We start from the raw sequence: 24,187 nt of genomic DNA on the forward strand, positions 1-24,187 counted from the left end.
CAGTCCATTAACCGATTATGGACGCGCCGCTTTCACCGGGACTTTATATTGTTGCCACACCGATTGGCAATCTGGGGGATATAAGCCTCCGTGCCATCACGACGTTGCGTGGCGTGGCTGCGGTAGCCTGTGAGGATACCCGTGTCACCGGCAAACTTCTGCACCATCTCGAAATAAAACAGCGGCTTATCCGCTATGATGATCATGCGAGCGAGGCGACCCGCGATCATATCCTTGCTCTTGCTGGTGAAAAGCCGGTGGCTTTGGTCAGCGATGCCGGGACGCCGTTGATCTCCGACCCGGGGTTCAAGCTGGTTCGAGCCGCACGCGAACGGGGCATTGCGGTGACCAGCCTGCCGGGACCGAGCGCGGCGATCATGGCCTTGACCCTGGCCGGTTTGCCAAGCGACCGCTTCCTGTTTGCGGGCTTCCTGCCCAGCAAGGACAAGGCACGGCGCGAAGCGCTGCGGGGACTGGCCGCGATCAATGCCACGCTGGTGCTTTATGAAACCGCGCCCCGGTTGACCGATGCCCTGGCTGCGATTGGTGAGGAATTGCCGGCGCGCGAAATTGCCGTAGCCCGCGAATTGACCAAGCGGTTTGAAGAATGCCGGACCGGCAGTGCAGCCGAACTGATCGCCCATTACACCGCCGCCCCACCCAAGGGTGAGATCGCGCTGGTCATTGCCCCGCCGGGAGCAGGCCCGGCGGTTGAACACGATGTCGACGCCCTGCTGCTCGCTGCACTGGCCACCGAGAAAGCTTCGCAAGCTGCGGCGGCGGTTTCCCGGGCAACCGGGTTGGACCGCAAGGTGCTTTACGCCCGCGCGCTGGAGCTCAAGTGAACGAGCGCGCGCGGCGCGAGGCACAGGGGCGCCGCGGTGAGGCGCTGGCTGCGCTCTATCTGGGGCTCAAGGGATGGCGGATGCTGGCCCGGCGGGTGAAGACGCCGCGTGGGGAAATCGATCTCATCGCCCGGCGCGGCAAAACGGTTATTTTCGTTGAGGTTAAATGGCGCGCTTCGGCCATTCTGCTCGATCAGGCGGTTGATCCATGGCGGTTGCGGCGGGTCGCCGCAGCGGCCGAGGCCGTGGCGCACCGTTATGCCAAACAGGGTGATCTTGTCCGGATCGACGTTCTCCTGCTTGCACCGTGGCGCTTCCCGCGCCATCTGGAAAACGCCCTGGTGGCTTGAGGAACTTGCATGACCCTGCGTGTCGCGGTCCAGATGGACCCCATCGAAACGATCAACATCCATGGCGATTCCAGCTTTGCGCTGATGCTGGCGGCGCAGGCCCGCGGGCACCGCGTCTATCACTATGACGTGAATGCGCTTACGCTCGATGCCAATGACCGGCTGACCGCCGTGGCGCACCCGGTAACCGTACAGCGCGTTTCCGGTGATCATTTCACCAAGGGCGATCCCGTCCGGCTTGATCTGGGCCGCGATATCGATGTGGTGTTGATGCGGCAGGATCCGCCGTTTCATATGGGCTACATTACTGCGACCCACCTGCTGGAGCGGATCGAGCATGAGACGCTTGTGGTCAATAACCCGCGCTCGGTCCGCAATGCGCCCGAAAAGGTCATGGTGCTGGACTATCGCCGCTTCATGCCGCCAACGCTGGTCACGCGCTCGGTCGACGAGGTACGCGCCTTTCAGGCTGAGCATGGGGCCGTGGTGGTCAAGCCGATCCACGGCAACGGCGGCAAGGCAATCTTCCGCGTGCCTGCCGAGGGAGACAACCTGTCTGCCCTGTTCGAGGTTTTCAACCAGACCTGGCCAGAACCGCACATGGTCCAACCGTTCCTGCCCGAAGTGGCGCAGGGCGATAAGCGGATCGTGCTGATCGACGGTGAAGTGACCGGCGCGATCAACCGCAAGCCGGGCGAGGGGGAGTTCCGGTCCAACCTGGCCGTTGGCGGCAGCGCGGAAGCGACCGAGCTTACCGCACGCGAGCTGGAAATTTGCGCCGCGATGGGTCCTGAGCTGAAGCGGCTTGGTTTGATTTTTGTCGGCATCGACGTCATCGGCGGAAAGTGGCTGACGGAAATCAACGTGACATCGCCCACGGGGATCCTGGCGATCGATCGCTTCAACGGCACGGATACGCCGGGCAGGATCTGGGACGCAATCGAGGCGCGGCTGCAGCACCGTTAGGGAACCCCGATAATGCATGAGTGGATTCTCCGCCTGATCGAGCAGGGCGGATATTGGGGCATCGCCTTGCTGATGTTCCTGGAGAACGTTTTCCCGCCGATCCCGTCAGAGGTCATTATGGGTCTGGGCGGCGTCGGCGTGGCGCGGGGCACATTTGCCTTCTGGCCGCTGCTGCTGATCGGTACGATTGGCTCGACTATGGGCAATTACGTCTGGTTCCTGCTGGGTGACCGGCTGTCCTACAAGCGGCTTGAGCCTTTCGTGGTTCGCTGGGGGCGCTGGCTTACGGTGGAGTGGGACGATATCGAGAAGGGCACCGAATTCTTCCGGCGACACGGCCAGTGGGTTGTCTTCTTCCTGCGTTTTTCACCTTTGCTGCGGACCGTTGTTTCCTTGCCCGCCGGCCTGGCCCATATGAGCCATATCCGGTTTCTGGTGTTTACCTTTGCCGGCGCTGCGATCTGGAACACCGCCCTGATCCTGGGCGGGCAATGGCTGGCTACCCAGCAAGACCTGATCGGCCCGGCGGTGACCGGAATGATGGGATTGGCGGTCGCGGCCTATCTCTGGCGCGTGATTACCTGGAAGCCAAAGGGTTAACCGACCTCGCGCGGGTGCGCGTGGCGATAGACATCCAACAGCACAGCCGCATCGACTTTGGTGTAGATCTGGGTCGACCCCAGGCTGGCGTGGCCGAGTAGTTCCTGCAAACTGCGTAAGTCAGCCCCCGCGCTAAGCAGATGGGTTGCGAAGGAGTGGCGCAGCGCATGGGGCGTTGCGGTGGGCGGCAGGCCCAGCGCCTTGCGCGCTCCCGCCATCGCCTTTTGCACCATGCCTTGCGACAGTGGCCCGCCGCGTGCGCCCAAGAATAGCGGCTTGTCGCGTTCCAGCGACCACGGGCACTTGGCCGCATAGTCGGCAACGGCTTCGGCAACCAGCGGCAAGACTGGCACGGCGCGCTGCTTGCCGCCTTTGCCGGTAACGGTCAGGACATCGCCCAGCGGCAATGCCCCGCCGGTGAGCGAGAGCGCCTCGGCGATACGTAGGCCTGCGCCGTACAGCAGCAGCAGGACGGCCCGATCACGTGCCCCTATCCATTCGATCGCGGTGTTCTCCTCGACCCCAGCTGCCAGATTTATCGCCTCGTCCGGCGTGACCGGACGCGGCAGGCCTTTCTTGACGCGAGGGCCGCGCATGCGTGGGGCGGTAGGGTCAGTCATCCCCGCCTGAGCCCGGGCAAAAGCGACAAAGCCCTTGAGGGCCGAAAGTTCACGCGCGGTCGAGGCATTGCCAATCCCCTCGGCCCGGCGGCGGGCGAGTTGCTGACGCAGGGCGGCGGCATCGATCCGGGCGAGGGCTGGCCAGTCGGTCTGGCCGGTCGCCTCGATCAGCCGCTCGGCCGTGGCGACATAGGCGCGCACCGTGTGGGGTGAGCGGCGGCGGCTTTGGCTCAGGTGATCGTGCCAGGCATTGAGAATGGTGCTGGCGCTCATGCGTCGACCAGTTCCGCGGGGACCAGTTCACCGAGCAGGGCGTCGAGCAGCGGCATTCCCGCTTCGGTCACGCCGGCTTTCGCGCCATTCTGCCAGACCAGGCCTTGTTGCTGGTAGAGCTCAGCCTTGGCGGGAACGAGCAGGGCAGTCTCGGCCAGCCCGAACCGTGCAGACATGGCTGCCAGATCGATCCCTTCGCGCAGCCGCAGGCCCATCAGCATGGCTTCGGCGGCTTGCTCATTATCCCCCAAAACCCGGCTTTCGGCAATGCCATGGCCATTGGCTGCGACGGCGTTAAGCCAGTTTTCCGGCTTCTTGTGCCGCACGGTTGCTGTCCCGTTGCGGCGGCCGTGCGCCCCGGGGCCGATCCCGACGTAATCCTGATAGCGCCAATAGGTCAGGTTATGGCGGCTCTCGTCACCCAGACGCGCATGGTTGCTGATTTCGTAGGCCGGCAGACCGGAAGCAGCGGTTATTTGACGGGTCAGGGAAAACAGATCGGCGCAACTATCGTCATCCAACGGCGCAAATTCGCCTCGGCGGACCATGCTTTCAAACCGCGTTCCCGGCTCGATCGTCAGTTGATAAAGCGAGAGGTGGCTGGTGCCGAAGCCGAGCGCGCGTTGCAGTTCGGCGGCCCATGCTTCAGCAGTCTGTCCCGGCCGGGCATAGATCAGGTCAAACGAGACGCGGCTGAACGCGCGCTGCGCCGTTTCCAGCGCCCGCAATCCCTCGTCCGCATCGTGCAGTCTGCCCAGGAAACGCAGCGTCTGGTCATCGAGCGCCTGGATGCCAAGCGATGCCCGATTTACGCCGGCGGCAGCCAGTGCGGCATAGTTCGCCGCTTCAACCGATGATGGGTTGCCTTCAAGGGTAATCTCGATCCCTGGCGCAAAGCCCCACAGCTGTTCGGCCTCAGCCAGCAACCGCGCGACCAGGGCAGGCGGCATCAGCGATGGCGTGCCGCCACCGAAGAAAATGCTGCCGAGTGGTTCCCCGGCGGCAAGCTCTGCCTCATGCCGCAGGTCTGCCAGTAGTGTGGCTTCCCACGCGGCATGGTCTACCGTCTCGCGGACATGGCTATTGAAGTCGCAATAGGGGCACTTTGCGAGGCAGAACGGCCAATGGATGTAGAGTGCGCGGGCCATATTGCGGTCTTAACCGCCAAACTGCTCCGCCACCAGCTTGGCAAAGGCATCGGCGCGGTGGCTGATTGCGTGCTTTTCTAAGGGGTCGTGCTCGGCAAAGGTGCGGGTGTCACCCAGTGGCACGAAGACTGGGTCATAGCCGAAACCCAAGGTTCCGCGAGGGGGCCAGGTCAAAGTACCATTGGCTCGGCCTTCGTAAACAAGGCTTTCCCCGTCGGGCCAGGCAATCGCTAGGACGCAGGCGAAATGGCATGACCGATCGGCAGCGGGGCCAAGTTCGCACAGCAGCCCTTCAACCTTGCCCATCGCCATGTACCAGTCGCGCCCGGCGGGCCCCTCGAACCATTGCCGCTCGGCCCAGTCTGCGGTGTAGACACCGGGACGCCCGCCAAGCGCATCGACGCAGAGGCCGGAATCGTCGGCCAAGGCAGGAAGGCCCGAAGCTTCTGCCGCGGCGTGCGCCTTGATCAGCGCGTTCTCGATAAAGGTCTTGCCGGTTTCTGCAGGCTCCGGAAGCCCTAGTGAACCGGCGGAGATGCAGTTGATGCCATAGGGATCAAGCAGGGTGCCGATTTCCTTGAGCTTGCCCGCGTTATGCGTGGCAATGACCAGGGTCTCGGCGCCCAGTCGCTTGGTCACTTGCCAACCGCCTTGTCCTGCGCGGCGAAGATCCCGTTGCAGCCGATCCGGGCGAGGCGAAGCAGGCGCAGCAGGCCTTCCTCATCATAGGTTGCACCTTCTGCGGTCGCCTGCACCTCAGCGATTTGGCCGCCTTCGATCAGCACGAAGTTGGCATCGGCATCGGCCGACGAATCCTCATCGTAATCCAGGTCAAGCACCGGGGTGCCCTGATGGATGCCGCAGCTGACTGCCGCAACCTTGCGCGGCAGCGGATCGCCACTGATCAGCCCCTGCTTGATCAGCCCGTCAACAGCAAGGCGCAGCGCCACCCAGGCGCCGGAAATCGCCGCCGTGCGGGTACCGCCGTCGGCCTGGATCACATCGCAATCGAGCGTGATCTGGCGTTCGCCGAGGGCCTTGAGATCGGTGACGGCGCGCAAGCTGCGGCCAATCAGGCGCTGAATTTCCTGGGTGCGGCCCGATTGCTTGCCCTTGGCGGCTTCGCGGCTGCCGCGGGTGTGGGTGGCGCGGGGCAGCATCGAGTATTCCGCCGTGACCCAGCCTTCGCCCTTGCCGCGCAGGAACGGCGGGACGCGCTCCTCGACCGAGGCCGTGCAGATCACCTTGGTATGGCCGAAGCTGACCAACACCGAACCTTCGGCATGCTTGGTGAAGTGGGGCTCAAAGCTGATAGCGCGCATCTCGTCGGGCGCGCGGCCGGAAGGTCGCATGGTAAATCCTCGCTTGGTTTCGGGGAGCGTTAGGCGCATTGGGCTTGAGGCTGCAAGCCCATGCTCTAAATTGTCATTGTAATGTCCACCTCGCCGATCACCGAATTGACCTCTCGCGCTCGCGATATTTTCCGCCTGGTGGTGGAGGGATATCTGTCTTCGGGCCAACCGGTTGGCTCGAAGACCTTGGCTGGGACGGGATTGAACCTTTCTCCGGCGTCAATCCGCTCGGTGCTGCAAGAGCTTGAGATGCTGGGCCTGCTGGCTGCGCCGCATACCAGCGCAGGCCGGATGCCGACCGAACAGGGGCTGCGACTGTTTGTGGACGGCATGATGCAGGTGGCCGAGCCGACGGCTGAAGAGCGCGCCGCGATTGAAAGTCGCCTGGGCCAACCCGGCCCGATCGAGGCGGCCTTGACGGCAACCAGTGCCATCCTGTCCGAGCTTTCCGCCGCAGCCGGGGTCGTGATGGTGCCGCGCCGTGAGCCGCGATTGCAGCATTTGCAGTTGGTTCCGCTGGCTCCCGGGCGGGCGCTTGCCGTGCTGGTTGGCGCAGACGGCGCGGTAGAGAACCGGGTGGTCGAGCTGCCGCTGGGGCTGACTCCCGGCGCGTTGGAGCAGGCATCGAATTACATCACCGCCCATCTTGCTGGCCGGACATTGGCAGAAGCGGCGCGGGCGATGCGGGCTGAAATTGCCGCCGGGCAGAGCGCGCTGGACGCGGCCAGCCGCGACCTGGTTGAACGCGGCCTGGCGGTCTGGAGCCAGGATGCAGCCCAGCGTCCGGTGCTGATCGTGCGCGGGCAGGCCAACCTGCTGGACGAAGGCGCGATGACCGATATCGACCGGGTCCGGCAATTGCTCGACGACCTGGAAAACCGCCAATCGGTGGCCGACTTGCTTGACGCCGCGCGCGAGGCAGAGGCGACGCGGATATTCATCGGATCGGAAAACCGGCTGTTCGCGCTTTCCGGATCTTCGGTGATCGCTTCGCCGTACCGTGATCGGGATGGGCGTGTCGTGGGCGTGGTGGGAGTTATCGGGCCGACGCGGTTGAATTATGCGCGGCTAGTCCCCATGGTGGATTTCACAGCCCAGTCGCTGGGCAAGCTGATCCGATAGACAGGTTTTTGAGCACATGACTGACGATACCAAGCCGCAGGGTGATCCCGCGGTGGAAGCCGAACTCGCTGGCGTTCCCGAAGAACTGCTGGACCAGGAAACCGACAAGCTGGGCGAAGCGCTCGACCGGCTGCGCGAAGACCTTGAAGCGGCCAAGCAGGAAGTGCTTTACGCCAAGGCCGAGACGCAGAATGTCCGCCGTCGTCTCGAGAAGGATATCCAGGATGCGCGGGCTTACGCGGCAACGGGCTTCGCCCGGGATATCCTCTCGGTGTCGGACAACCTCAGTCGCGCGCTGGAATCGATCCCCGCCGAACTGCGTGAGGATGACAAGCTCAAGAACCTGGTCGCCGGGATCGAAGCCACCGCGCGTGAAATTGACAAGGCCTTCGCGGCCCATGGCATCAACCGCATTGCCGCGATGGGGCTGCCGCTCGATCCCAATCAGCACCAAGCCATGATCGAAGTGCCCTCGGCCGATGCCGCGCCGGGCACGGTGATTCAGGAGCTTCAGGCCGGTTACATGATCAAGGACCGCCTGCTGCGTCCGGCGATGGTCGCCGTGGCGAAGAAGCCGGACTAGGCCGGAAATCTGAGCAGTTCGGCATAGGCGCCGGGGTCGCTGACCCCGGCCAGCCGTAGGCCGTTGCGCAGCAGGAAGGCATGGCGGACGATCTCTGCCTGCTGTTCCAGCCCATAGCGTTCGAGTGGCCATCCCGGCTTCAGACTATAGGCATAGCGGCAGAATGGATGACGGCGCAGGACCAGGTGCCAGCGCCCGCGGGTCTGGGCCTGCCAGACGTGGGTCATCTCGTGGATAAAATGCCCCTGCAGTTGCAGGTCGGCAGCGGCGAAATCGTCGCAGTAGTTTTCGGACGCCGGGTGAAAGTGTAGGTGCCCCATCGGCGCCATGGTCACCCGGCGCGGTTGCAGCGGGAACCAGCGGCGGCGGCGAATGCGGACGATGTCGCAGTCAATCGCCGCGCTAAAAACCGATTGGACCAGCGCCACTTCGCCGCCGGTCAGCGGCCGTTCACCGCCGACCGGGCAGGCATGACCCGCGCCAGCCTTGCTCAGTTGGAATGCTCCGAGTGATCCATGCCTTCCATACCTTCGATATGCTCCATCGCCGCACCAGCTGCTGCTAGCTTGATGGGCGCCGAAACCTTGTCGCCATCGGCAAAGGTCAGGGTAAGCTCTGAATTGCCGCCTGCGGTAAGCTTGGCATCGAGGTCAAAGGCCATCACGTGTTTGCCGCCGCGCTCAAACTTTACGGTCTCACCAGGCTTGATTTCGAGATTGGCTAGCGGAGCCATCGTGCCACCTTTGGTTTCATGCATTTCGGCCTTGGCCGCACCGTCAATGCTGACGGCCGCCAAGGTAACCGGCTTGTCGCTGTTATTGACGAGGGTGAAATAGCCGCCGGCCGGATTGCCCTTAACCGCGGGCAGCACCAGTTCGGCCCCGGTAACGGCCAGACCGGGCTTGGCCTCCGGTGCAGATTCTGCTGCCGAATCCTTGCTGGCCTGCTGTCCGCATGCGGCGAGTGCAGTGATCGAAATTGCCAGGAGCAGGGGGGCAAGGCGCTTCATGGGGATCCTCGGGGCTGGGGTTCTATATTGCTGTGCTGACTAATGCTGCGCTGCCCTTGTGCCAAGCAAAACCGCTCCTATATCCGCCGGGTCAATGAGCCGCAGGGCACCTTTGCCGGGATTGGGAAGGTGCGGGGGCGGTGTCCAGAATATGACCAAGGATGGGCAGTACTATGGGTAAAGTAATCGGTATCGACCTCGGCACGACCAACAGCTGCGTTGCAGTGATGGATGGCGGTAAGCCTAAGGTTATCGAAAATTCCGAGGGTGCGCGGACGACCCCCTCGATCGTCGCATTCACCAAGGATGGTGAGCGACTGATTGGCCAGCCGGCCAAGCGCCAGGCAGTGACCAATCCTGACAATACAGTTTTCGCGGTGAAGCGCCTTATTGGCCGCCGGTTTGACGATCCCCTGACCAAGAAGGACATGGAGCTCGTCCCTTACAACATCACCAAGGGCAAGAACGGCGACGCTTGGGTGGCAGCCGGCGGGGAAGACTATTCGCCCAGCCAGATCAGCGCCTTCACCCTGCAGAAGATGAAGGAAACGGCAGAGAGCTATCTGGGTGAAACGGTCACCCAGGCGGTAATCACGGTTCCGGCCTACTTCAACGACGCGCAGCGCCAGGCAACCAAGGATGCCGGCCAGATCGCCGGGCTTGAAGTGCTGCGCATCATCAACGAGCCGACTGCGGCCGCGCTGGCCTATGGCCTCGACAAGAACGACGGTAAGACCATCGCGGTCTATGACCTTGGCGGCGGCACCTTCGATATCTCGGTCCTTGAGATCGGTGATGGCGTGTTCGAGGTGAAGTCGACCAACGGTGACACGTTCCTGGGCGGTGAAGACTTTGACTCGAAGCTGGTTGAGTACCTGGCCGACAAGTTCAAGGCCAAGGAAAACATGGATCTGAAGACCGACAAGCTGGCGCTTCAGCGGCTTAAGGAAGCCGCCGAAAAGGCCAAGATCGAACTGTCGAGCGCCCAGACCACCGAAATCAACCTGCCGTTCATCACCGCTCGCATGGAAGGCGGCGCCACCACGCCGTTGCACCTGGTCGAAACGATCAGCCGTGCGGATCTGGAAAAGCTGGTTGCAGACCTGATCCAGCGCACGCTGGAACCGTGCCGCAAGGCGCTGGCTGATGCCGGCCTCAAGGCTTCGGACATCGACGATGTCGTGCTGGTCGGCGGGATGACCCGCATGCCGCGCGTTCGCGAAGTTGTGAAGGACTTCTTCGGCAAGGAACCGCACACCGGCGTGAACCCGGATGAGGTCGTGGCGATGGGCGCGGCGATCCAGGCTGGCGTGCTGCAGGGCGACGTCAAGGACGTGCTGCTGCTCGACGTGACGCCGTTGTCGCTCGGCATCGAAACGCTGGGCGGGGTGTTCACCCGCATGATCGACCGCAACACCACGATCCCGACCAAGAAGAGCCAGGTCTACTCGACTGCCGAGGACAACCAGCAGGCGGTGACGATCCGCGTGTTCCAGGGTGAGCGCGAGATGGCGGCCGACAACAAGCTGCTCGGCCAGTTTGATCTGGTCGGTATTCCACCGGCCCGCCGCGGTGTGCCGCAGATCGAAGTGACTTTCGACATCGATGCCAACGGCATCGTGAACGTCAGTGCCAAGGACAAGGGCACGGGCAAGGAACAGCAGATCAAGATCCAGGCATCGGGCGGTCTCTCTGACTCCGATATCGATCAGATGGTCAAGGATGCCGAGCGCTTTGCCGAGGAAGACAAGCAGCGTCGTGCTGCTGCCGAGGCGAAGAACAATGCTGACAGCCTGGTCCATGCCACCGAGCAGCAGCTGGCTGAGCATGGCGACAAGCTTGATGCCGACCTTAAGGCTGAAATCGAAGCTGCCATTGCCGAGGCGAAGACCGCGATCGAAAGCGGTGACGCTGATGACATGACTGCCAAGACCCAGGCCCTGACCGAAAAGGCCATGAAAATGGGCCAGGTGATTTACGAGAAGGAACAGGCCGCGGCCGCTTCCCCGGGTGCCGGCGCGACCGCTGCCGAGGGATCGGAAGATGTGGTCGATGCCGAATTCTCGGAAGTCGACGATAACAACAAGGGCTAAGCCTGATCGAAGCACGAAAAAGCAGCCGTCGTCATTCCCGCGAATGCGGGAACCCATCTCCGGTTCGTTCCGCCGAACGCAACCATTCGAGGTGGGGCCCCGCTTTTGCGGGGGTGACGGGGTTTGTTGGGGGATAGACCGACGTGGCGGGCGCCGAAATCGACTATTACGAATTGCTTGAGGTGGAGCGCGGAGCGGACGATGCCACGATCAAGTCGTCGTACCGCAAGCTGGCGATGCGCTGGCACCCGGATAAGAACCCCGGCGATGCCGAAGCCGAAGCACGATTCAAGGCTATCAGCGAGGCTTACGATTGCCTGAAGGATCCACAAAAGCGCGCAGCCTATGACCGGTTCGGCCATGCGGCCTTCCAGAATGGCGGCATGGGTGGTGGCGCCGGATCCGGTGGCGGTTTCTCCGACTTGGGTGACATTTTCGAGACGATCTTTGGTAGTGCCTTCGGTGGCGGTGGCCGCCAGCAGGCGCGGCGCGGCGCGGACCTGCGCTATGATCTAGAGGTCAGCCTCGAGGAAGCCTTCCACGGCAAGCAAGCCCAGATCGAAATTGAAGTCGCGGCCAATTGCCAGCCGTGCAACGGTTCAGGCAGCGAGCCAGGAACCGGAACGCGGCGTTGCAACCTGTGCGGCGGGCATGGTCAGGTTCGGGCCCAGCAGGGCTTCTTCATGGTTGAGCGGACCTGCCCGACCTGTCACGGCCGCGGCGAGGTGATCGAAAAGCCCTGTCGCAAGTGCGGCGGGGAAGGGCGAGTTGACCAACCACAAACGCTTGACGTTACAATTCCACCGGGCGTCGATACCGGCACCCGGATCCGCCTGGGCGGCAAGGGTGAGGCGGGCCCATTCGGGGCGCCGGCCGGTGACCTGTACATTTTCGTCCACGTTCGCCGCCATGCGGTGTTTGAGCGTGATGGTACGACGCTGCTGACTCGTGTGCCGATCAGCTTCACCACTGCGGCACTGGGCGGGGAGATTGAATTGCCTGGCATCGATGGTGAGCGCCACACCGTGCCGATCCCGGCCGGAATCCAATCGGGCAAGCAGCTCCGCCGTCGCGGTGCAGGCATGCCAGTGCTGCAAGGACGCGGGCGCGGGGACCTGGTGATGGAAATCATGGTCGAAACGCCGACCAAGCTCACCGCCCGGCAAAAAGAACTGCTGCGCGAGCTTCAGGATACCGAGACTGGTGATGAATGTCCGGAATCCAAAGGCTTCTTTGATAAGCTCAAGGAAGCCTGGAGCGATCTGACCGATTAGCTTTCGATGGCCTGAACTTCTGCCCTGATCCGTTCGATTAGATTGGGGTCCGCTTGCAAACGCGCATCCTCTTCTTCCAGGATTGTGAGGAACGCTTCCCGTTTTAGGGCGATGAGCTCGTTTGGTTCAACGATACTACCGGCGGGCAGGGCGGAGGCGACAAGATCGATCATGCGCTCGGCTCCATGCAGGCGTCCCCACAGGTAATCGTTCTCACGGTAGGCGCGGCTGAAGAAGGCACCGAAGTTATAGAACTCTACCCCGCGTAGCGTCTCGGCCGCACCGCCGGCTCGAATAGACGGGCAATCATTGGGCGAAATCCGGTCAACCTTGGCTGGGTCAAGTTCATTGATGTTTTCGCCGCGCAACAGCGGCAGGGTAGCCGTGTCGTAAAACGGGAAACCAAGATAGGTTAGCAGGATCCGCCTCCGCAATTCGCGGGGCAGGGGCTTCAGAGCCGCCAGCAGCAGACCTTCTGCTTGCACGTCAAGGTCAGCCAGTCCGCGCTTCTCGGCCATTGTTGCCAAGACTGGTGCAGGATCTTCAAACACCTTGCGCGCCAAGGGCAGAAAGTCCTGGCCCAGGAAAGCTGCACCCTCTCGCTCAAAGTAAAGCCCCAGCGCGCGGTAGACTGCATCGCGGGCATCTTCGCGGGCACGGGGATGCTCACTATCAATGTCGTCCCAGTCCTCGGACAGCCGCCGGGCAAGATGGCGCAGACGGCGTATGCGGTAGCCAAGATCGTGATCGCGGAAAAACGCGACCGCTTCCATTGATGCCCCGCCTTTGATCGCAGCGAGTTGGTCAAATCCCATCGCGTCTAGCCAGGATTTGAGATGCCGCTCTAAGCCGCTCGCCGACGGACAAATGTCTGGCGCTGCGGCGTGGATCGTATGGGCCAGGTCCTTGACGATGGCGGTGAATTTGATTTGTCCGTAGCTGTGGTAGGCATATCCTGCCCCAATGGCTGCAGCGTCTTGCGCTTTTTTTCGCCAGGCGGTCAGGCGCCGCTGGCTGGGCCACTCAAACAGCAGGGTACGGCCGAATAATCGCTCGACGGCGTCTTCGACATCCGGTCGGAGCGCATCAACCACCCGCTTCAATTCATCCAACTCCCGCGAACGTTCGGCAATTGTCTCTAGATTGTCGCGCACGGGCTGTTCACGCGGAATTGATGACAGCGACCCAAAGATCACCGAGAAGAACCCTGGTGGGCGTGGGTCGTTGCGCCGCATGCCGCCCACCCGGTCGGGGTGAGGGTCAACATAGACAAAGCGCCGGTCAACCTCTCGCTGGGCGGGGCGGTCGCGCAGGACGCCCATCGCTTCGGCGAAAGGTGCATTCACCAGAACCGAACCGTCAATCAGTGCAACCCCTTCAAGGTCTGCCAGCTTGGCATGGTTTGGCATGATCCGGGTGAAGAATGCTGCCCGGCTGTCCCAGCGTTCGCCGCGCTCTGCAACAAGTGCATCGATTTCTGCAGTCTGCAGTGCCGGGAAAGCCCCAGGAAAGCTGGCTGTCGCGCGCGCTGCAAAGACAAGCTCAGGTATCGGGGCCAACGCATCCTTGCCGCTAACAGGGGTCTTGCTGCGGAAACCTATTGAAAGCCTGTGCTCGCTTTCCTCGGCATTGGCGGGGCTATTCAAGCTAAGCGTTTGCAAATGTCCCTTAAAGTCGGTTGCCGTGACGAACAGGTCAATCGGGTGCCCCGGAGGAAGCAGCGGCGCCTCGGCTGGTCCCTTGGCCATTGCATCCAGCGCCTCGGCCAGAAGGCGGGAAAAACCGAGACCAGCAAAAGGCGGTTCAAACCAGCGCGATCGGATCAGGCGGGAAAGTTTGGTTCGAACCTCACCGCGCGTTTCAGGTGCTACGCTTTGGGAAACGACATTTCCCCGACGCGATAGCAGGAACCAGACAATGGGCATCGCCCAGAATTTTGCGAACCGCCACCATGGTCGCGCGTCAGGATCGAGCAGAATATCCACATCCGCGCGCTCCAGCCATAGATCCGTCAGGGGCTCCAGACTTTGGCCGGAGTGGATCGCCTGAGCGAGAAACACACCATTAATGCCACCGGCGCTGGCACCGGCGACGATGTCGGGCAGTACACGGATGCGCAGTTTTTGGTTCTGTTCGATGCTGCGCAACAGCTTAAGGTATACGCCTTCGGTACCTGAAGGTGGCTTATCGCCCGAAATGTGCGCGCGACTGGCGCGGGCCAGCTTCCACAATTCCTTGGTCACGCCGTGCATGTAAACCGCAAGGCTCACCCCTCCGTAACAGATAAGGGCGATGCGGAGTTCCTTTTGGCGCATGGCTTTCATATACCCGCAAATTGTCACTTGGCGATAACTTGTCGCTTTTTTGGCAAGCCTTGCGTTCCTGCTTCGTTCCGATTATCGCCCAGGTATGGCAAAACCCAAACGTCGATATATCTGCCAAGCCTGCGGCAGCGTCACGCATCGCTGGCAGGGGCAGTGCGCCGATTGCGGAGAATGGAACACGCTGAGTGAAGAGGCCCCGGAAACGGTGTTTTCCGCGAAGCACGATCTTTCCGGTGGCGGTCGCACGATTGCCTTCGAACCGCTGGACAAGCCGGGTGAGAAGCTGGTGCGTCGCAGCACGGGAATTGCCGAGTTCGACCGGGCTCTGGGCGGAGGGCTGGTACCCGGTTCGGCCGTATTGATGGGCGGTGATCCGGGGATCGGGAAGTCAACTCTCCTGATCCAGGCCGCCGCGCAGATGGCGCGCGCTGGTGGAGAGGTGGTCTATATCAGTGGCGAAGAAGCCGCCGGGCAAGTTCGCCTTCGGGCCGAACGCCTTGGGCTGTCCGACGCGCCGATCCGGTTGGCGGCGGCGACTTCGGTTCGCGACATCCTGACCACGCTGGGCAGCATGGCTCCACCGGCATTGTTGGTAATCGATTCGATCCAGACGATGCATTCCGATCAGATCGAGGGTGCGCCGGGCACGGTAAGCCAGGTTCGCGCTTCGGCGTTTGAACTGATCCGCTTTGCCAAGGAATGCGGCGCGGCGCTGGTGCTGGTGGGACACGTTACCAAGGACGGCTCGATTGCCGGGCCACGCGTGTTGGAGCACATGGTCGACGTGGTGATGAGCTTTGAGGGGGAGCGGAGCCATCAATACCGGATCCTGCGCAACCTCAAGAACCGCTTCGGCCCGGTCGACGAAATCGGCGTTTTCGCTATGGCCGGTCAGGGCCTGGAAGAGGTCGGCAATCCATCGATGCTCTTCCTCTCAGGGCGTGAGAATGCGGTGCCGGGAAGTGCGGTTTTTCCGGCGATGGAAGGCACCCGCCCGGTGTTGGTGGAGATCCAGGCCCTGATCGTGCGGCTTGCCAGCGGCGCAACCCCGCGCCGCGCCGTAGTCGGGTGGGATAACGGCCGGCTGGCCATGCTTTTGGCCGTACTTGAAGCGCGTTGCGGGCTGAATTTTTCGTCCTGCGAGGTCTATCTGAACGTGGCTGGCGGGTACCGTCTGGGTGATCCGGCCGCGGACCTGGCTGTGGCCGCGGCGCTGATTTCGGCATTGGCGGATCGTCCCTTGCCAAACGATGCCGTCTGGTTTGGCGAGGTTTCGCTGGCAGGAGAGGTGCGCCCTGTCGCCCATGGTCCGCTGCGCCTCAAGGAAGCGGCCAAGCTTGGGTTCGCAAAGGCCTTTGGCCCCGGCGATGGCGCTGGTTTGTCCAAGGGGCACCGCGAGATTACCCTGCTCCGAAATCTCGTTGACCAGGTAATGGGTGGATCATAAATCAAGCGCCATGACAGGTTTCGATATAGCCGTACTGGTTCTTGTTGGGCTGGGCGCCATCACTGGGTTCTTGCGCGGTTTCGTGCAGGAAATTCTCGCGCTGGCGGCTTGGGTCATCGCTCTGTTTGCAATCCACAACCTGCATACGCCGATGACTGGGTGGCTCGAACCGCACGTTGGCAGTGGATCGGGTGCGACCGTGTTGGCCTTCGCGCTGTTGCTGTTGGTGCCCTATTGCATCGTGAAACTCGTTGCGAACCGCATGGGTGAAGCAAGTAGGGATTCGGTCCTGGGGCCAATCGACAGGCTGCTCGGGTTCGGGTTCGGCGCGATGAAGGGCATGGTGATTACCGTTCTCGCCTTTGCGGTCCTGGTGCTTGGCTATGATACCGTCTGGGGCATTGGCGGAAGGCCAGATTGGATCACCCAATCGCGCAGCTATCCATTCATCAATGCGAGCAGCGAAGCTTTGGTCAAGATGATTGCGGAGCGCCGTAAGGCAGCGGTCGAGGCCGAGGCAAGCCGGCTTGATCAGGGCAAACCCTGATCCTTGACCAGCAGTGTCAAACTTTACACACGCGAAGTCCTCGCGCTGGCCACTAGGCTCAGCCAGTGGCCGCATGATCCGGATCTACCGCTTGCCGGCACCGCAAGATCGGCCACCTGCGGCAGCATGGTTGGCATTTCTCTGGCTGTGAACGGGGACGGGCAGATCGCCCGGATTGGCCTGAACACCCAGGCCTGTGCCATCGGACAGGCCAGCGCCGCCCTGTTCGCGCTGTCCGCGCCGGGGCGGATTATGGACGGCGTCCGTGACGGGCTGGAAGCAATTCGGCACTGGTTGAAGGATGGCGGTGACCTGCCAGATTGGCCGGGTTTATCGACGATTGCTGCGGCAAGAGACTATCCCGCGCGGCATGGGGCAATCACGCTGGCGTGGGAAGCAGCGCTAGCGGCGCTTTCCAGCGGATCAAACCCCGGCTAGAGGACTGGTCAACGAGACTAAATAGGACAGGGGAAGCCATGGCTACGCAGCCCGTTCATCACGAACCTTCAGCTTCTGACATGCGCCTGGTGATCGCAGCATCATCGGCAGGCACGGTGTTCGAGTGGTATGACTTCTTCATCTATGGTGCGCTCGGCGCGATTCTATCGAAGACGTTCTTCCCAACCGGCAATGCCACGTTGGAAATGCTGCTGTTCTGGCTGGTGTTCGCCGTTGGCTTTGGCTTCCGCCCGCTGGGTGCGGTGCTGTTCGGTTACCTCGGTGACAAGCTGGGGCGCAAGTATACCTTCCTGGTCACGGTCACCCTGATGGGGATCGCAACCGCCGGCGTCGGCCTGATCCCGGCAGCGGCAGATATCGGACTATGGGCCCCGGCGATCGTCATTGTGCTGCGCATTCTGCAAGGCCTGGCATTAGGCGGTGAATACGGCGGAGCCGCGATCTATGTTGCCGAACATTCGCCGTTCAAGCGGCGCGGTTACTTCACCAGTTACATTCAAGCGAGCGTGGTCGGCGGCTTTGTGCTCAGCCTGATCGTTGTGCTCGGTTGTAAAGTGTTGATGAGCGACGCCACCTGGAATGCCTGGGGCTGGCGCGTGCCGTTCCTGCTCAGCCTGCTATTGCTGGCGGTTTCACTGTGGATGCGCTTCAAGCTTTCGGAAAGCCCGGTGTTCCAGGCGATGAAGGAAGCCGGCGAAACCTCGGGTAATCCGTTCGTTGAAAGCTTCACCTATCCCGGCAACAAGAAGCGGATTTTCATCGCGCTGTTCGGCATTGCCGCTGGCCTGACGGTGATCTGGTATACCGCGATGTTCTCGGGCCTCTCGTTCCTCCAGAACGCCATGCATGTCGAAAGCACCACGGCGGAGATTATCGTCGGCATTGCCGCCCTGATCGGGATGGGGTTTTATCTCTACTTTGGGAGTCTTTCGGACAGGATCGGGCGCAAGAAGCCCATCGTGATCGGCTATGCGCTTACGCTGCTTCTGCTGTTTCCGACGTTTTGGTTCATCGGCACGGTCGCCAAGAACCCCGCCCAGCACGCCGCCATCGAATGGACGATTCGTGGCTCAGACTGCAAGTATCACCCGTTCCTTCCGAAGCAGGAGACGCAGTGCGGCAAGCTTATGGGTGATTTTGCCGGAGCTGGGGTGGCCTATACGCTAGAACGTGGCGATCAACTGGAGCTCGTCATTGGCGGCGATAAGGTTGCTTCGCTCGAGGGTCTGAACTGGGATGATGCCAAGGCCCGCAAAGCAGAGATCGAAGCGCGCGCCGGCAAAACCGTCTTCAACTTTGAAAAGCACAAGCCAAGCCTTGTAAACTCGGTGCTGATCATTGGCGCATTGCTGGTTCTGATGGCGCTGTCGGCTGCAACCTACGGCCCGGTCGCGGCGCTGCTGGCCGAAATGTTTCCGCCCAAGGTTCGCTACAGTTCGATGTCGATCCCCTATCACATCGGCACCGGCTATTTCGGCGGATTCCTGCCCTTTATTGCCAGCTTCATCGTGGCCCGAACCGGTGATCCCTATTCGGGGCTCTGGTACACCTGGGGCGTGGTGCTGATGGCGATGCTGGTTGCCTGGTGGGGCCTGCCCGATGGCAAGCCGCGCGACTTTGCTGACGATGCTGGCTGACCTGCCGCCAGCTTCGCTGCGCCTGTCGATTGATCGCGATGCGCTCGCCGCCAATTGGCGGGCGCTGGATCGGCTATCGGGTCAAGCGAAAGCTGGGGCTGCGGTCAAGGCGGATGCCTATGGCCTGGGTGTAGCTGGTGTTGCTCCCGTGCTGCACCGGGCGGGGTGCGAGGATTTCTTCGTTGCGCATTGGCAGGAAGTGCCCGCCTTGCTGGCACATGTACCTGCAGCCGCCATTGCTGTGCTCCATGGCCCCGTGACGGCGGCGGATGCTGCTTTTGCCCGGTCGGCAGGGGTTCGGCCGATGATCAATTCGCTGCACCAGGCGCGGCTTTGGACAGCGGCAGGCGGCGGCGCCTGTGACGTGATGATCGACACCGGGATCAACCGGATCGGATTGGCGCTTGCTGATCTGGCTGAGCCCGTAATTGCCGATTTGAATATTGACGTGGTCCACTCGCACCTTGCCTCTGCGGATGAGGATTCACCGCTGAATGCTGCGCAGCAACAGCGGTGGAATGCTGCGCGCGGGATGGTGCAGCATAAGCGCGCCAGCCTGGCCAATAGCGCGGGAATTGCGCTTGGTGCCGCTTATCATGGCGATCTGACGCGTCCCGGTCTGGCGCTTTACGGAGGCATTCCGTGCGCTGCGCTGGCCTCTGAGATCCAGCAAGTCGTCACGCCTGAGGCGGCATTGCTGCAAGTGCGGGAGATCGTCGCCGGTGAGAGCGTTGGCTATAACGCCACCTTCGTTGCGGCGCAGCCGATGCGCATTGGCGTTATCAGCCTGGGCTATGCCGATGGCTATCTGCGGGCCTGGTCGGATAAGGGGATGCTGCGCTCCTCCGGTCGCCCGGTGCCCGTGATTGGCCGGGTTTCGATGGACATGACGGTGGTGGACCTGTCTGCAGCGCCGGACCTGCGCGAAGGGGATTGGCTGGCAGTTGATTACAGCTTGCCAGAAGCCGCCGTGACAAGCGGGCTTTCGCAATACGAACTGCTTACCCTGCTGGGCCGCCGGTTTGGCCGATAGTCGATTTTGCTGCGCAGCATGACTTCATGTTGCAATTGCTTTGCTGCGAGTGCTAACAGTGCTGCAACTGCACAGGTAAGGGGGACCTCATGGCCCAGGCCAAAGGCGATACCGTGATTATCAAGAAGTACGCCAATCGGCGGCTCTATAACACGCAGTCATCAAGCTACATCACGCTTGAGCACCTTGCGAAGATGACCCGCGAAGGCTTGGATTTCAAGGTCCTGGATGCCAAAACCGGGGCAGACATCACCCACCAGATCCTGACCCAGATTATCATGGAGGAAGAAAGCGCCAGCGGCGAACAGATGCTGCCGGTAAACTTCCTGCGCCAGCTGATCGGCATGTACGGCAATTCAATGCAGAGCCTGGTGCCGCATTACCTTGAAGCCTCGATGGAAAACTTCCGCTCCAACCAGGCCAAGCTGCGTGAGGCTTTTGAGGCGAGCCTGGGTAACAATCCGCTGGCCAAGCTAGCCCAGCGCAATCTTGAAATGTTCAAGGCGGCGGCATCGGCCTTCGTGCCGGGCCTTAATGACAGCAAGCCTGCTGGCGGTGAAAGCAAGGACGATGAGATCGCCCAGTTGCGCGCGCAGATGGCAGCGATGCAGAAGAAGCTCGACGAACTCGGCAAGTAAGCGCCAGCACTCTGTCACCACGCTTGCCGGGGCGAGGGTGCTCCGCTATCGCGCGCGGCCATGAAGCACGCTCTTTCCGTCACCCGCGCCGACGATTTCGCCCAATGGTATCAGGAAGTCATCTCTGAAGCAGAGATGGCCGAGGAAAGCGGCGTCCGCGGCTGCATGGTAATCAAGCCATGGGGTTATGGCATCTGGGAGCGGATCCAGCACCTGATGGATGCCCGGATCAAGGCCGCCGGAGTGCAGAACTGCTACTTCCCGCTGTTCATCCCGCTGTCCTATTTCGCCAAGGAAGCGGAACACGTCGATGGCTTTGCCAAGGAAATGGCCGTGGTCACGCACCACCGCCTGATCCAGGACGGCAAGGGCGGCCTGGTGCCCGATCCCGAGGCCAAGCTGGAAGAACCGCTTATTGTGCGGCCGACCTCGGAAACAGTGATCGGCCAGGCGATGAGCCGCTGGGTCCAGTCGTGGCGCGATCTGCCGCTGCTGACCAACCAGTGGGCCAATGTTGTGCGCTGGGAAATGCGCACCCGCATGTTCCTGCGCACCAGCGAATTCCTCTGGCAGGAAGGTCACACGGCTCACGCTGACCGCGATGACGCGATGACGGAGACCTTGCGCGCGCTCGAAATGTACCGCGCCCATGCTGAAGACGATCTCGCCATGCCGGTGGTCGCGGGTGAAAAACCAGAAAACGAGCGGTTCCCCGGCGCGGTCGCGACCTATTCGATCGAAGCCATGATGCAGGATGGCAAAGCGCTCCAGGCGGGCACCTCGCACTATCTGGGCACCGGTTTCGCCGAGGCCGCAAATATCCGCTATCAGGACAAGGAAGGTGGGCAACAACTGTGCCACACCACTTCGTGGGGTGTTTCGACCCGCCTGATCGGCGGCGTGATCATGACGCACGGCGATGACGATGGGCTTCGTGTCCCGCCGCGGATTGCTCCGCACCAAATTGTGATCCTGCCGATGCTGCGTGAAGACGATGGCGATGCGGCCCTGCTGGCCTATTGCGAAGAGCTGCGCGCCGCGCTGGCCAGCCAGTGGGCGCTGGGTGAGCCGATCCGCGTCCTGCTCGACAAGCGCGCTGGCAAGGCCACGGCCAAGCGTTGGGGCTGGGTCAAGAAAGGGGTGCCACTGATCCTGGAAATCGGTGGCCGCGATGCCGCTGGCGGGCAGGTGTCTGCCGTGCGCCGTGACCGGCTCTACCGCGAGGATGGCAAGGTCAATTTCATCGGCCAGTCGCGTGAGGAATTCGTCGCAGCAGCGGCAGGTGAGCTGGAGGATATCCAGCGCTCGCTCCATGTCGAGGCGACAGCGCGGCGTGACGAGCAGATCCATCGCGGGGTGACCGATCTTTCCGGTCTTGAAGCCTTCTTCAGCGCCGACAAGCGTTATCCGGGTTGGTGTGAAGTGCTGTGGTCCCGCCCGAGCGGCGCGGCGCTGGACGAGGTCGTGGCAAAGCTCAAGGCGCTCAAGCTGACCATCCGCAACACCCCGATGCAGGGCGATCCCGTCAGCGGGGCCTGCGTATTCACCGGCCAGCCGGCGGTGGAACGCATCTACGTCGCCCGGGCTTATTGACTTGGTGAAACGCCCCAAGCCCCAGCCCGGCCTGCCGAGCCGCCAGCAGATACTGGATTTCATCGCCAATAGCGAAGACCCCGCCGGCAAGCGGGAGATCGCTCGTGCCTTCGGCTTGAAGGGGCAGGAGAAGATCCAGCTTAAGGCCTTGCTCAAGGACATGGCCGAAGAAGGCCTGATCGACGGCAATCGCACCGCCTTCCACCGGATGGGTGGGGTGGCGAAGGTTACCGTCCTGCGCGTGGTCGGGACCGATGATGGCGAAGCCCTGGCCGTGCCGGATAGCTGGCAGCCGGAAGAAAACGTTCCGCCCCCGCGCCTGCGCCTGATCGAGCAGCGCAAGCAGCAGGCGCTGCGCGTCGGGGATCGAGTCCTGGCCCGGACCGAGGAAACCGCAACGGGCTGGATCGCCCATCCCATGAAGAAGCTGCCCGCCCGTACCGAACAGGTGATGGGCGTGGTGGAGATTGATGGCGCGGGGAAGGGCTGGCTGGCGCCCGTTGATAAGCGTGAACGCCATTCGCAGCCGATTGCCGACTTGGGCGGGGCCGAGGCCGGGCAGCTTGTGCTTGCAGAGCCGGCGGGGCGCAGTCCGCGGTCCGGCGTCAAGGTTACCGACGTGCTGGGTGATCCCTTGGCACCCAAGGCCTTCAGCCTGATCGCGATCCACAAGCATGGTATTCCTTACGCCTTCTCGCCCGAGGCAATTGAAGAGGCGCAGGCCGCGGCGAAACTACCGCTGAGCAGTGACCACCGCGAGGACCTGCGCCACCTGCCAATCGTTGCGATCGATCCCAGCGATGCGCGCGATCATGACGATGCGATCTGGGCTGAACCGGACGGCCAGGGTGGCTTCCGCGCGCTGGTCGCGATTGCCGATGTCAGCTTCTACGTCCGCCCCGGTGGATCGCTTGATCGCGCCGCGCGCGAACGCGGCAATTCGGTCTATTTCCCCGACCGCGTCGTGCCGATGCTGCCCGAAGTGCTGAGCGCCGATGTCTGCTCACTGCGGGCTGGGCAGGACCGGGCGGCCATGGCTTGCCACCTGACCATCGCCGCCAATGGCAAGGTTACCGACTGGCGATTTACCCGCGCATTGGTCCGCATCGATGAAGTGATCGCCTATGAAGAGGCGCAACGCCGGATCGACGAGGGCGATGCTGCGCAGCATCTGGTCAATCTGTGGGATGCCTGGCGCGCCCTGGAACGGGCGCGGACTGACCGTGATCCGCTTGATCTTGACCTGCCGGAACGCCGGGTAAAGCTGGATGAAGCCGGCCGGATTACCGAGATTGCCCTGCGCGAGCGGCTTGATGCGCACCGCGTGGTCGAAGACTTCATGATCGCGGCAAACGTCGCGGCGGCCAAGGCCCTGGAAAGCAAAGTCGCGCCGATCGTCTACCGCATCCACGAACCGCCAAACCGCGAAAAGCTGGTTGCGCTCAAAGACTATCTGGCGACCTTTGATCGCAAGTTCACCCTTGGTCAGGTGATCACCCCCGGCCTGTTCAATCGCATGCTCAAGGATGTGGCCGATGAGGCGGAAAAGGCGCTGACCATGGAGGCCGTGCTGCGCAGCCAGACGCAGGCCTATTATGGTCCGCGCAACGCTGGACACTTTGGCCTGGCGCTCGGTTCCTACGCACACTTCACTTCGCCGATCCGCCGCTATGCGGACCTTCTAGTGCACCGGGCGCTGGTGGATGGCTTCGCGCTTGAACAGCCTGAGCCAAAGAGCGGGATTCCGCCTCGTTCGGGCTTGTCAGATCGGGATCGCAGCGATCTGTCGCGGATCAGCGACGCGATCAGTGGGGCTGAACGCCGGGCGATGGAAGCGGAGCGCGAAACCATTGACCGCTATGTTGCCGCCTGGCTGTCCGCCCGCGTCGGTGAGGTGTTCGAATGCCGCGTTACCGGGGTGCAGAAGTTTGGCCTGTTCGCCACGATTATCAGCTTGGGTGGGGATGGCCTGGTCCCCGTCTCAACCCTGGGTGATGAGCGTTTCCATTTCGATGAGCGGGCCAAGGTTCTGGTAGGTGATAGCGGTCATACCCGTTTTGCCATGGGGGATCGTTTGCGGTTGCGGTTGGCCGAGGCCAATCCCCTGACCGGGGCGCTGAAGTTTGAGCCTGAGGATCATGTCGGTTCGCGGATTGAGCCCCGCGGACGTCCAATGCAAATGCCCCTCAAGAAGCGTGGGCAGCATCTCGCCGGCAAGCGCGGCCGTCCTGCCAACATTCGCCACCAAGGGCGCGGCAAAAAGCGTTAGGGCGC

General features: G+C 62.3%; 23 protein-coding genes. 16 read left to right on the top strand and 7 right to left on the bottom strand.

The window, feature by feature from the left end; genetic code table 11:
• Positions 1 to 17 precede the first annotated feature (17 nt).
• The 4 genes from rsmI to RQP55_RS01940 are packed head-to-tail and all read left to right on the top strand — an operon-like array spanning position 18 to position 2,761.
• Positions 18 to 845, top strand: coding sequence for a 16S rRNA (cytidine(1402)-2'-O)-methyltransferase (gene rsmI, locus RQP55_RS01925; protein ID WP_315608485.1), 828 nt, complete (start codon positions 18 to 20; stop codon positions 843 to 845).
• Positions 842 to 1,195 (top strand): YraN family protein, encoded by a 354-nt coding sequence (locus RQP55_RS01930; RefSeq protein ID WP_315608486.1) that lies wholly within the window; start codon positions 842 to 844, stop codon positions 1,193 to 1,195. The genes rsmI and RQP55_RS01930 overlap by 4 nt, the downstream gene beginning before the upstream one ends.
• Before the next feature lie 9 nt (positions 1,196 to 1,204).
• On the top strand, positions 1,205 to 2,161 hold the full coding sequence (gene gshB / locus RQP55_RS01935) for a glutathione synthase (protein WP_315608487.1): 957 nt from the start codon (positions 1,205 to 1,207) through the stop codon (positions 2,159 to 2,161).
• A gap of 12 nt (positions 2,162 to 2,173) precedes the next feature.
• Positions 2,174 to 2,761 carry a DedA family protein gene (locus RQP55_RS01940; protein WP_315608488.1) on the top strand — a complete coding sequence of 196 codons (588 nt, stop codon included), beginning with the start codon at positions 2,174 to 2,176 and terminating at the stop codon, positions 2,759 to 2,761.
• Here the strand turns inward: RQP55_RS01940 and RQP55_RS01945 are convergent.
• From RQP55_RS01945 to rph, 4 genes are read right to left on the bottom strand one after another with little or no spacing between them, the layout of a single operon-like run.
• Positions 2,758 to 3,654 (bottom strand): tyrosine recombinase XerC, encoded by an 897-nt coding sequence (locus RQP55_RS01945; RefSeq protein ID WP_315608489.1) that lies wholly within the window; start codon positions 3,652 to 3,654, stop codon positions 2,758 to 2,760. The two genes, RQP55_RS01940 and RQP55_RS01945, sit on opposite strands and share 4 nt — an antisense overlap.
• Positions 3,651 to 4,802, bottom strand: coding sequence for a radical SAM family heme chaperone HemW (gene hemW / locus RQP55_RS01950; protein WP_315608490.1), 1,152 nt, complete (start codon positions 4,800 to 4,802; stop codon positions 3,651 to 3,653). Before hemW ends, RQP55_RS01945 begins: the two co-directional genes overlap by 4 nt.
• 9 nt (positions 4,803 to 4,811) lie before the next feature.
• A complete protein-coding gene (gene rdgB, locus RQP55_RS01955; RefSeq protein ID WP_315608491.1) occupies positions 4,812 to 5,441 on the bottom strand; it encodes an RdgB/HAM1 family non-canonical purine NTP pyrophosphatase in 630 nt (209 codons plus the stop codon).
• A complete protein-coding gene (rph, locus tag RQP55_RS01960; RefSeq protein ID WP_315608626.1) occupies positions 5,438 to 6,154 on the bottom strand; it encodes a ribonuclease PH in 717 nt (238 codons plus the stop codon). Before rph ends, rdgB begins: the two co-directional genes overlap by 4 nt.
• Positions 6,155 to 6,235: 81 nt before the next feature.
• Here rph and hrcA point away from each other — a divergent pair, with 81 nt between their 5' ends.
• Positions 6,236 to 7,276 (top strand): heat-inducible transcriptional repressor HrcA, encoded by a 1,041-nt coding sequence (gene hrcA / locus RQP55_RS01965; protein WP_315608492.1) that lies wholly within the window; start codon positions 6,236 to 6,238, stop codon positions 7,274 to 7,276.
• A 16-nt stretch (positions 7,277 to 7,292) separates the two neighbouring features.
• Complete coding sequence (gene grpE, locus RQP55_RS01970; RefSeq protein ID WP_315608493.1) at positions 7,293 to 7,859, top strand: nucleotide exchange factor GrpE; 567 nt, start codon at positions 7,293 to 7,295, stop codon at positions 7,857 to 7,859.
• Here grpE and RQP55_RS01975 read toward each other — a convergent pair.
• Together RQP55_RS01975 and RQP55_RS01980 are read right to left on the bottom strand one after the other, a co-directional pair.
• Positions 7,856 to 8,287, bottom strand: a complete 432-nt coding sequence (locus RQP55_RS01975; protein WP_315608494.1) for a vgr related protein — start codon at positions 8,285 to 8,287, stop codon at positions 7,856 to 7,858. The genes grpE and RQP55_RS01975 overlap by 4 nt on opposite strands.
• A 62-nt stretch (positions 8,288 to 8,349) precedes the next feature.
• Positions 8,350 to 8,868: a copper chaperone PCu(A)C gene (locus RQP55_RS01980; protein ID WP_315608495.1), complete on the bottom strand. Its 519-nt coding sequence runs from the start codon at positions 8,866 to 8,868 to the stop codon at positions 8,350 to 8,352.
• A 173-nt stretch (positions 8,869 to 9,041) separates the two neighbouring features.
• Between RQP55_RS01980 and dnaK the strand changes: the two genes are divergently transcribed.
• Together dnaK and dnaJ are read left to right on the top strand one after the other, a co-directional pair.
• Positions 9,042 to 10,961, top strand: a complete 1,920-nt coding sequence (gene dnaK, locus RQP55_RS01985) for a molecular chaperone DnaK (RefSeq protein ID WP_315608496.1) — start codon at positions 9,042 to 9,044, stop codon at positions 10,959 to 10,961.
• A gap of 143 nt (positions 10,962 to 11,104) precedes the next feature.
• The gene (dnaJ, locus tag RQP55_RS01990; RefSeq protein ID WP_315608497.1) at positions 11,105 to 12,235 is read left to right on the top strand and encodes a molecular chaperone DnaJ; all 1,131 of its coding nucleotides are present in this window, start codon (positions 11,105 to 11,107) and stop codon (positions 12,233 to 12,235) included.
• On the opposite strand, the gene RQP55_RS01995 is transcribed toward dnaJ, so the two are convergent.
• Entirely contained in the window at positions 12,232 to 14,550 is a 2,319-nt protein-coding gene (locus RQP55_RS01995) for a patatin-like protein (RefSeq protein ID WP_315608498.1), read from the bottom strand. The two genes, dnaJ and RQP55_RS01995, sit on opposite strands and share 4 nt — an antisense overlap.
• A gap of 94 nt (positions 14,551 to 14,644) precedes the next feature.
• Here RQP55_RS01995 and radA point away from each other — a divergent pair, with 94 nt between their 5' ends.
• From radA to RQP55_RS02035, 8 genes are all read left to right on the top strand, one after another.
• Positions 14,645 to 16,006, top strand: a complete 1,362-nt coding sequence (radA, locus tag RQP55_RS02000; protein WP_315608499.1) for a DNA repair protein RadA — start codon at positions 14,645 to 14,647, stop codon at positions 16,004 to 16,006.
• Between the two features lie 10 nt (positions 16,007 to 16,016).
• A complete protein-coding gene (locus RQP55_RS02005; protein ID WP_315608500.1) occupies positions 16,017 to 16,553 on the top strand; it encodes a CvpA family protein in 537 nt (178 codons plus the stop codon).
• A 126-nt stretch (positions 16,554 to 16,679) separates the two neighbouring features.
• Positions 16,680 to 16,991 carry an iron-sulfur cluster assembly scaffold protein gene (locus RQP55_RS02010; RefSeq protein WP_315608501.1) on the top strand — a complete coding sequence of 104 codons (312 nt, stop codon included), beginning with the start codon at positions 16,680 to 16,682 and terminating at the stop codon, positions 16,989 to 16,991.
• A gap of 38 nt (positions 16,992 to 17,029) precedes the next feature.
• Complete coding sequence (locus RQP55_RS02015) at positions 17,030 to 18,649, top strand: MFS transporter (protein ID WP_315608502.1); 1,620 nt, start codon at positions 17,030 to 17,032, stop codon at positions 18,647 to 18,649.
• On the top strand, positions 18,612 to 19,682 hold the full coding sequence (gene alr, locus RQP55_RS02020) for an alanine racemase (RefSeq protein WP_315608503.1): 1,071 nt from the start codon (positions 18,612 to 18,614) through the stop codon (positions 19,680 to 19,682). The genes RQP55_RS02015 and alr overlap by 38 nt, the downstream gene beginning before the upstream one ends.
• An 89-nt stretch (positions 19,683 to 19,771) precedes the next feature.
• Positions 19,772 to 20,320, top strand: coding sequence for a polyhydroxyalkanoate synthesis repressor PhaR (gene phaR, locus RQP55_RS02025; protein WP_315608504.1), 549 nt, complete (start codon positions 19,772 to 19,774; stop codon positions 20,318 to 20,320).
• Between the two features lie 60 nt (positions 20,321 to 20,380).
• The gene (locus RQP55_RS02030) at positions 20,381 to 21,913 is read left to right on the top strand and encodes an aminoacyl--tRNA ligase-related protein (protein ID WP_315608505.1); all 1,533 of its coding nucleotides are present in this window, start codon (positions 20,381 to 20,383) and stop codon (positions 21,911 to 21,913) included.
• Between the two features lie 4 nt (positions 21,914 to 21,917).
• Positions 21,918 to 24,182, top strand: a complete 2,265-nt coding sequence (locus RQP55_RS02035; protein WP_410000248.1) for a ribonuclease R family protein — start codon at positions 21,918 to 21,920, stop codon at positions 24,180 to 24,182.
• Positions 24,183 to 24,187 lie beyond the last annotated feature (5 nt).

The sequence above is a fragment of the Novosphingobium sp. APW14 genome (assembly GCF_032337075.1).
Classification (GTDB): Bacteria; Pseudomonadota; Alphaproteobacteria; order Sphingomonadales; family Sphingomonadaceae; genus Novosphingobium.

Bases quoted from the DNA above. Each gene is read 5' to 3' on its own strand.
- RQP55_RS02030 (WP_315608505.1), top strand. From the start codon at position 20,381: ATGAAGCACGCTCTTTCCGTCACCCGCGCCGACGATTTCGCCCAATGG.
- RQP55_RS01980 (WP_315608495.1), bottom strand. From the start codon at position 8,868: ATGAAGCGCCTTGCCCCCCTGCTCCTGGCAATTTCGATCACTGCACTC.
- RQP55_RS01940 (WP_315608488.1), top strand. From the start codon at position 2,174: ATGCATGAGTGGATTCTCCGCCTGATCGAGCAGGGCGGATATTGGGGC.
- RQP55_RS01945 (WP_315608489.1), bottom strand. From the start codon at position 3,654: ATGAGCGCCAGCACCATTCTCAATGCCTGGCACGATCACCTGAGCCAA.
- radA (WP_315608499.1), top strand. From the start codon at position 14,645: ATGGCAAAACCCAAACGTCGATATATCTGCCAAGCCTGCGGCAGCGTC.
- RQP55_RS02015 (WP_315608502.1), top strand. From the start codon at position 17,030: ATGGCTACGCAGCCCGTTCATCACGAACCTTCAGCTTCTGACATGCGC.
- RQP55_RS01995 (WP_315608498.1), bottom strand. From the start codon at position 14,550: ATGCGCCAAAAGGAACTCCGCATCGCCCTTATCTGTTACGGAGGGGTG.
- RQP55_RS02010 (WP_315608501.1), top strand. From the start codon at position 16,680: ATGGTTGGCATTTCTCTGGCTGTGAACGGGGACGGGCAGATCGCCCGG.
- grpE (WP_315608493.1), top strand. From the start codon at position 7,293: ATGACTGACGATACCAAGCCGCAGGGTGATCCCGCGGTGGAAGCCGAA.
- hemW (WP_315608490.1), bottom strand. From the start codon at position 4,802: ATGGCCCGCGCACTCTACATCCATTGGCCGTTCTGCCTCGCAAAGTGC.
- gshB (WP_315608487.1), top strand. From the start codon at position 1,205: ATGACCCTGCGTGTCGCGGTCCAGATGGACCCCATCGAAACGATCAAC.
- rsmI (WP_315608485.1), top strand. From the start codon at position 18: ATGGACGCGCCGCTTTCACCGGGACTTTATATTGTTGCCACACCGATT.
- RQP55_RS02005 (WP_315608500.1), top strand. From the start codon at position 16,017: ATGACAGGTTTCGATATAGCCGTACTGGTTCTTGTTGGGCTGGGCGCC.
- rph (WP_315608626.1), bottom strand. From the start codon at position 6,154: ATGCGACCTTCCGGCCGCGCGCCCGACGAGATGCGCGCTATCAGCTTT.
- dnaK (WP_315608496.1), top strand. From the start codon at position 9,042: ATGGGTAAAGTAATCGGTATCGACCTCGGCACGACCAACAGCTGCGTT.
- alr (WP_315608503.1), top strand. From the start codon at position 18,612: ATGGCAAGCCGCGCGACTTTGCTGACGATGCTGGCTGACCTGCCGCCA.
- phaR (WP_315608504.1), top strand. From the start codon at position 19,772: ATGGCCCAGGCCAAAGGCGATACCGTGATTATCAAGAAGTACGCCAAT.
- hrcA (WP_315608492.1), top strand. From the start codon at position 6,236: ATGTCCACCTCGCCGATCACCGAATTGACCTCTCGCGCTCGCGATATT.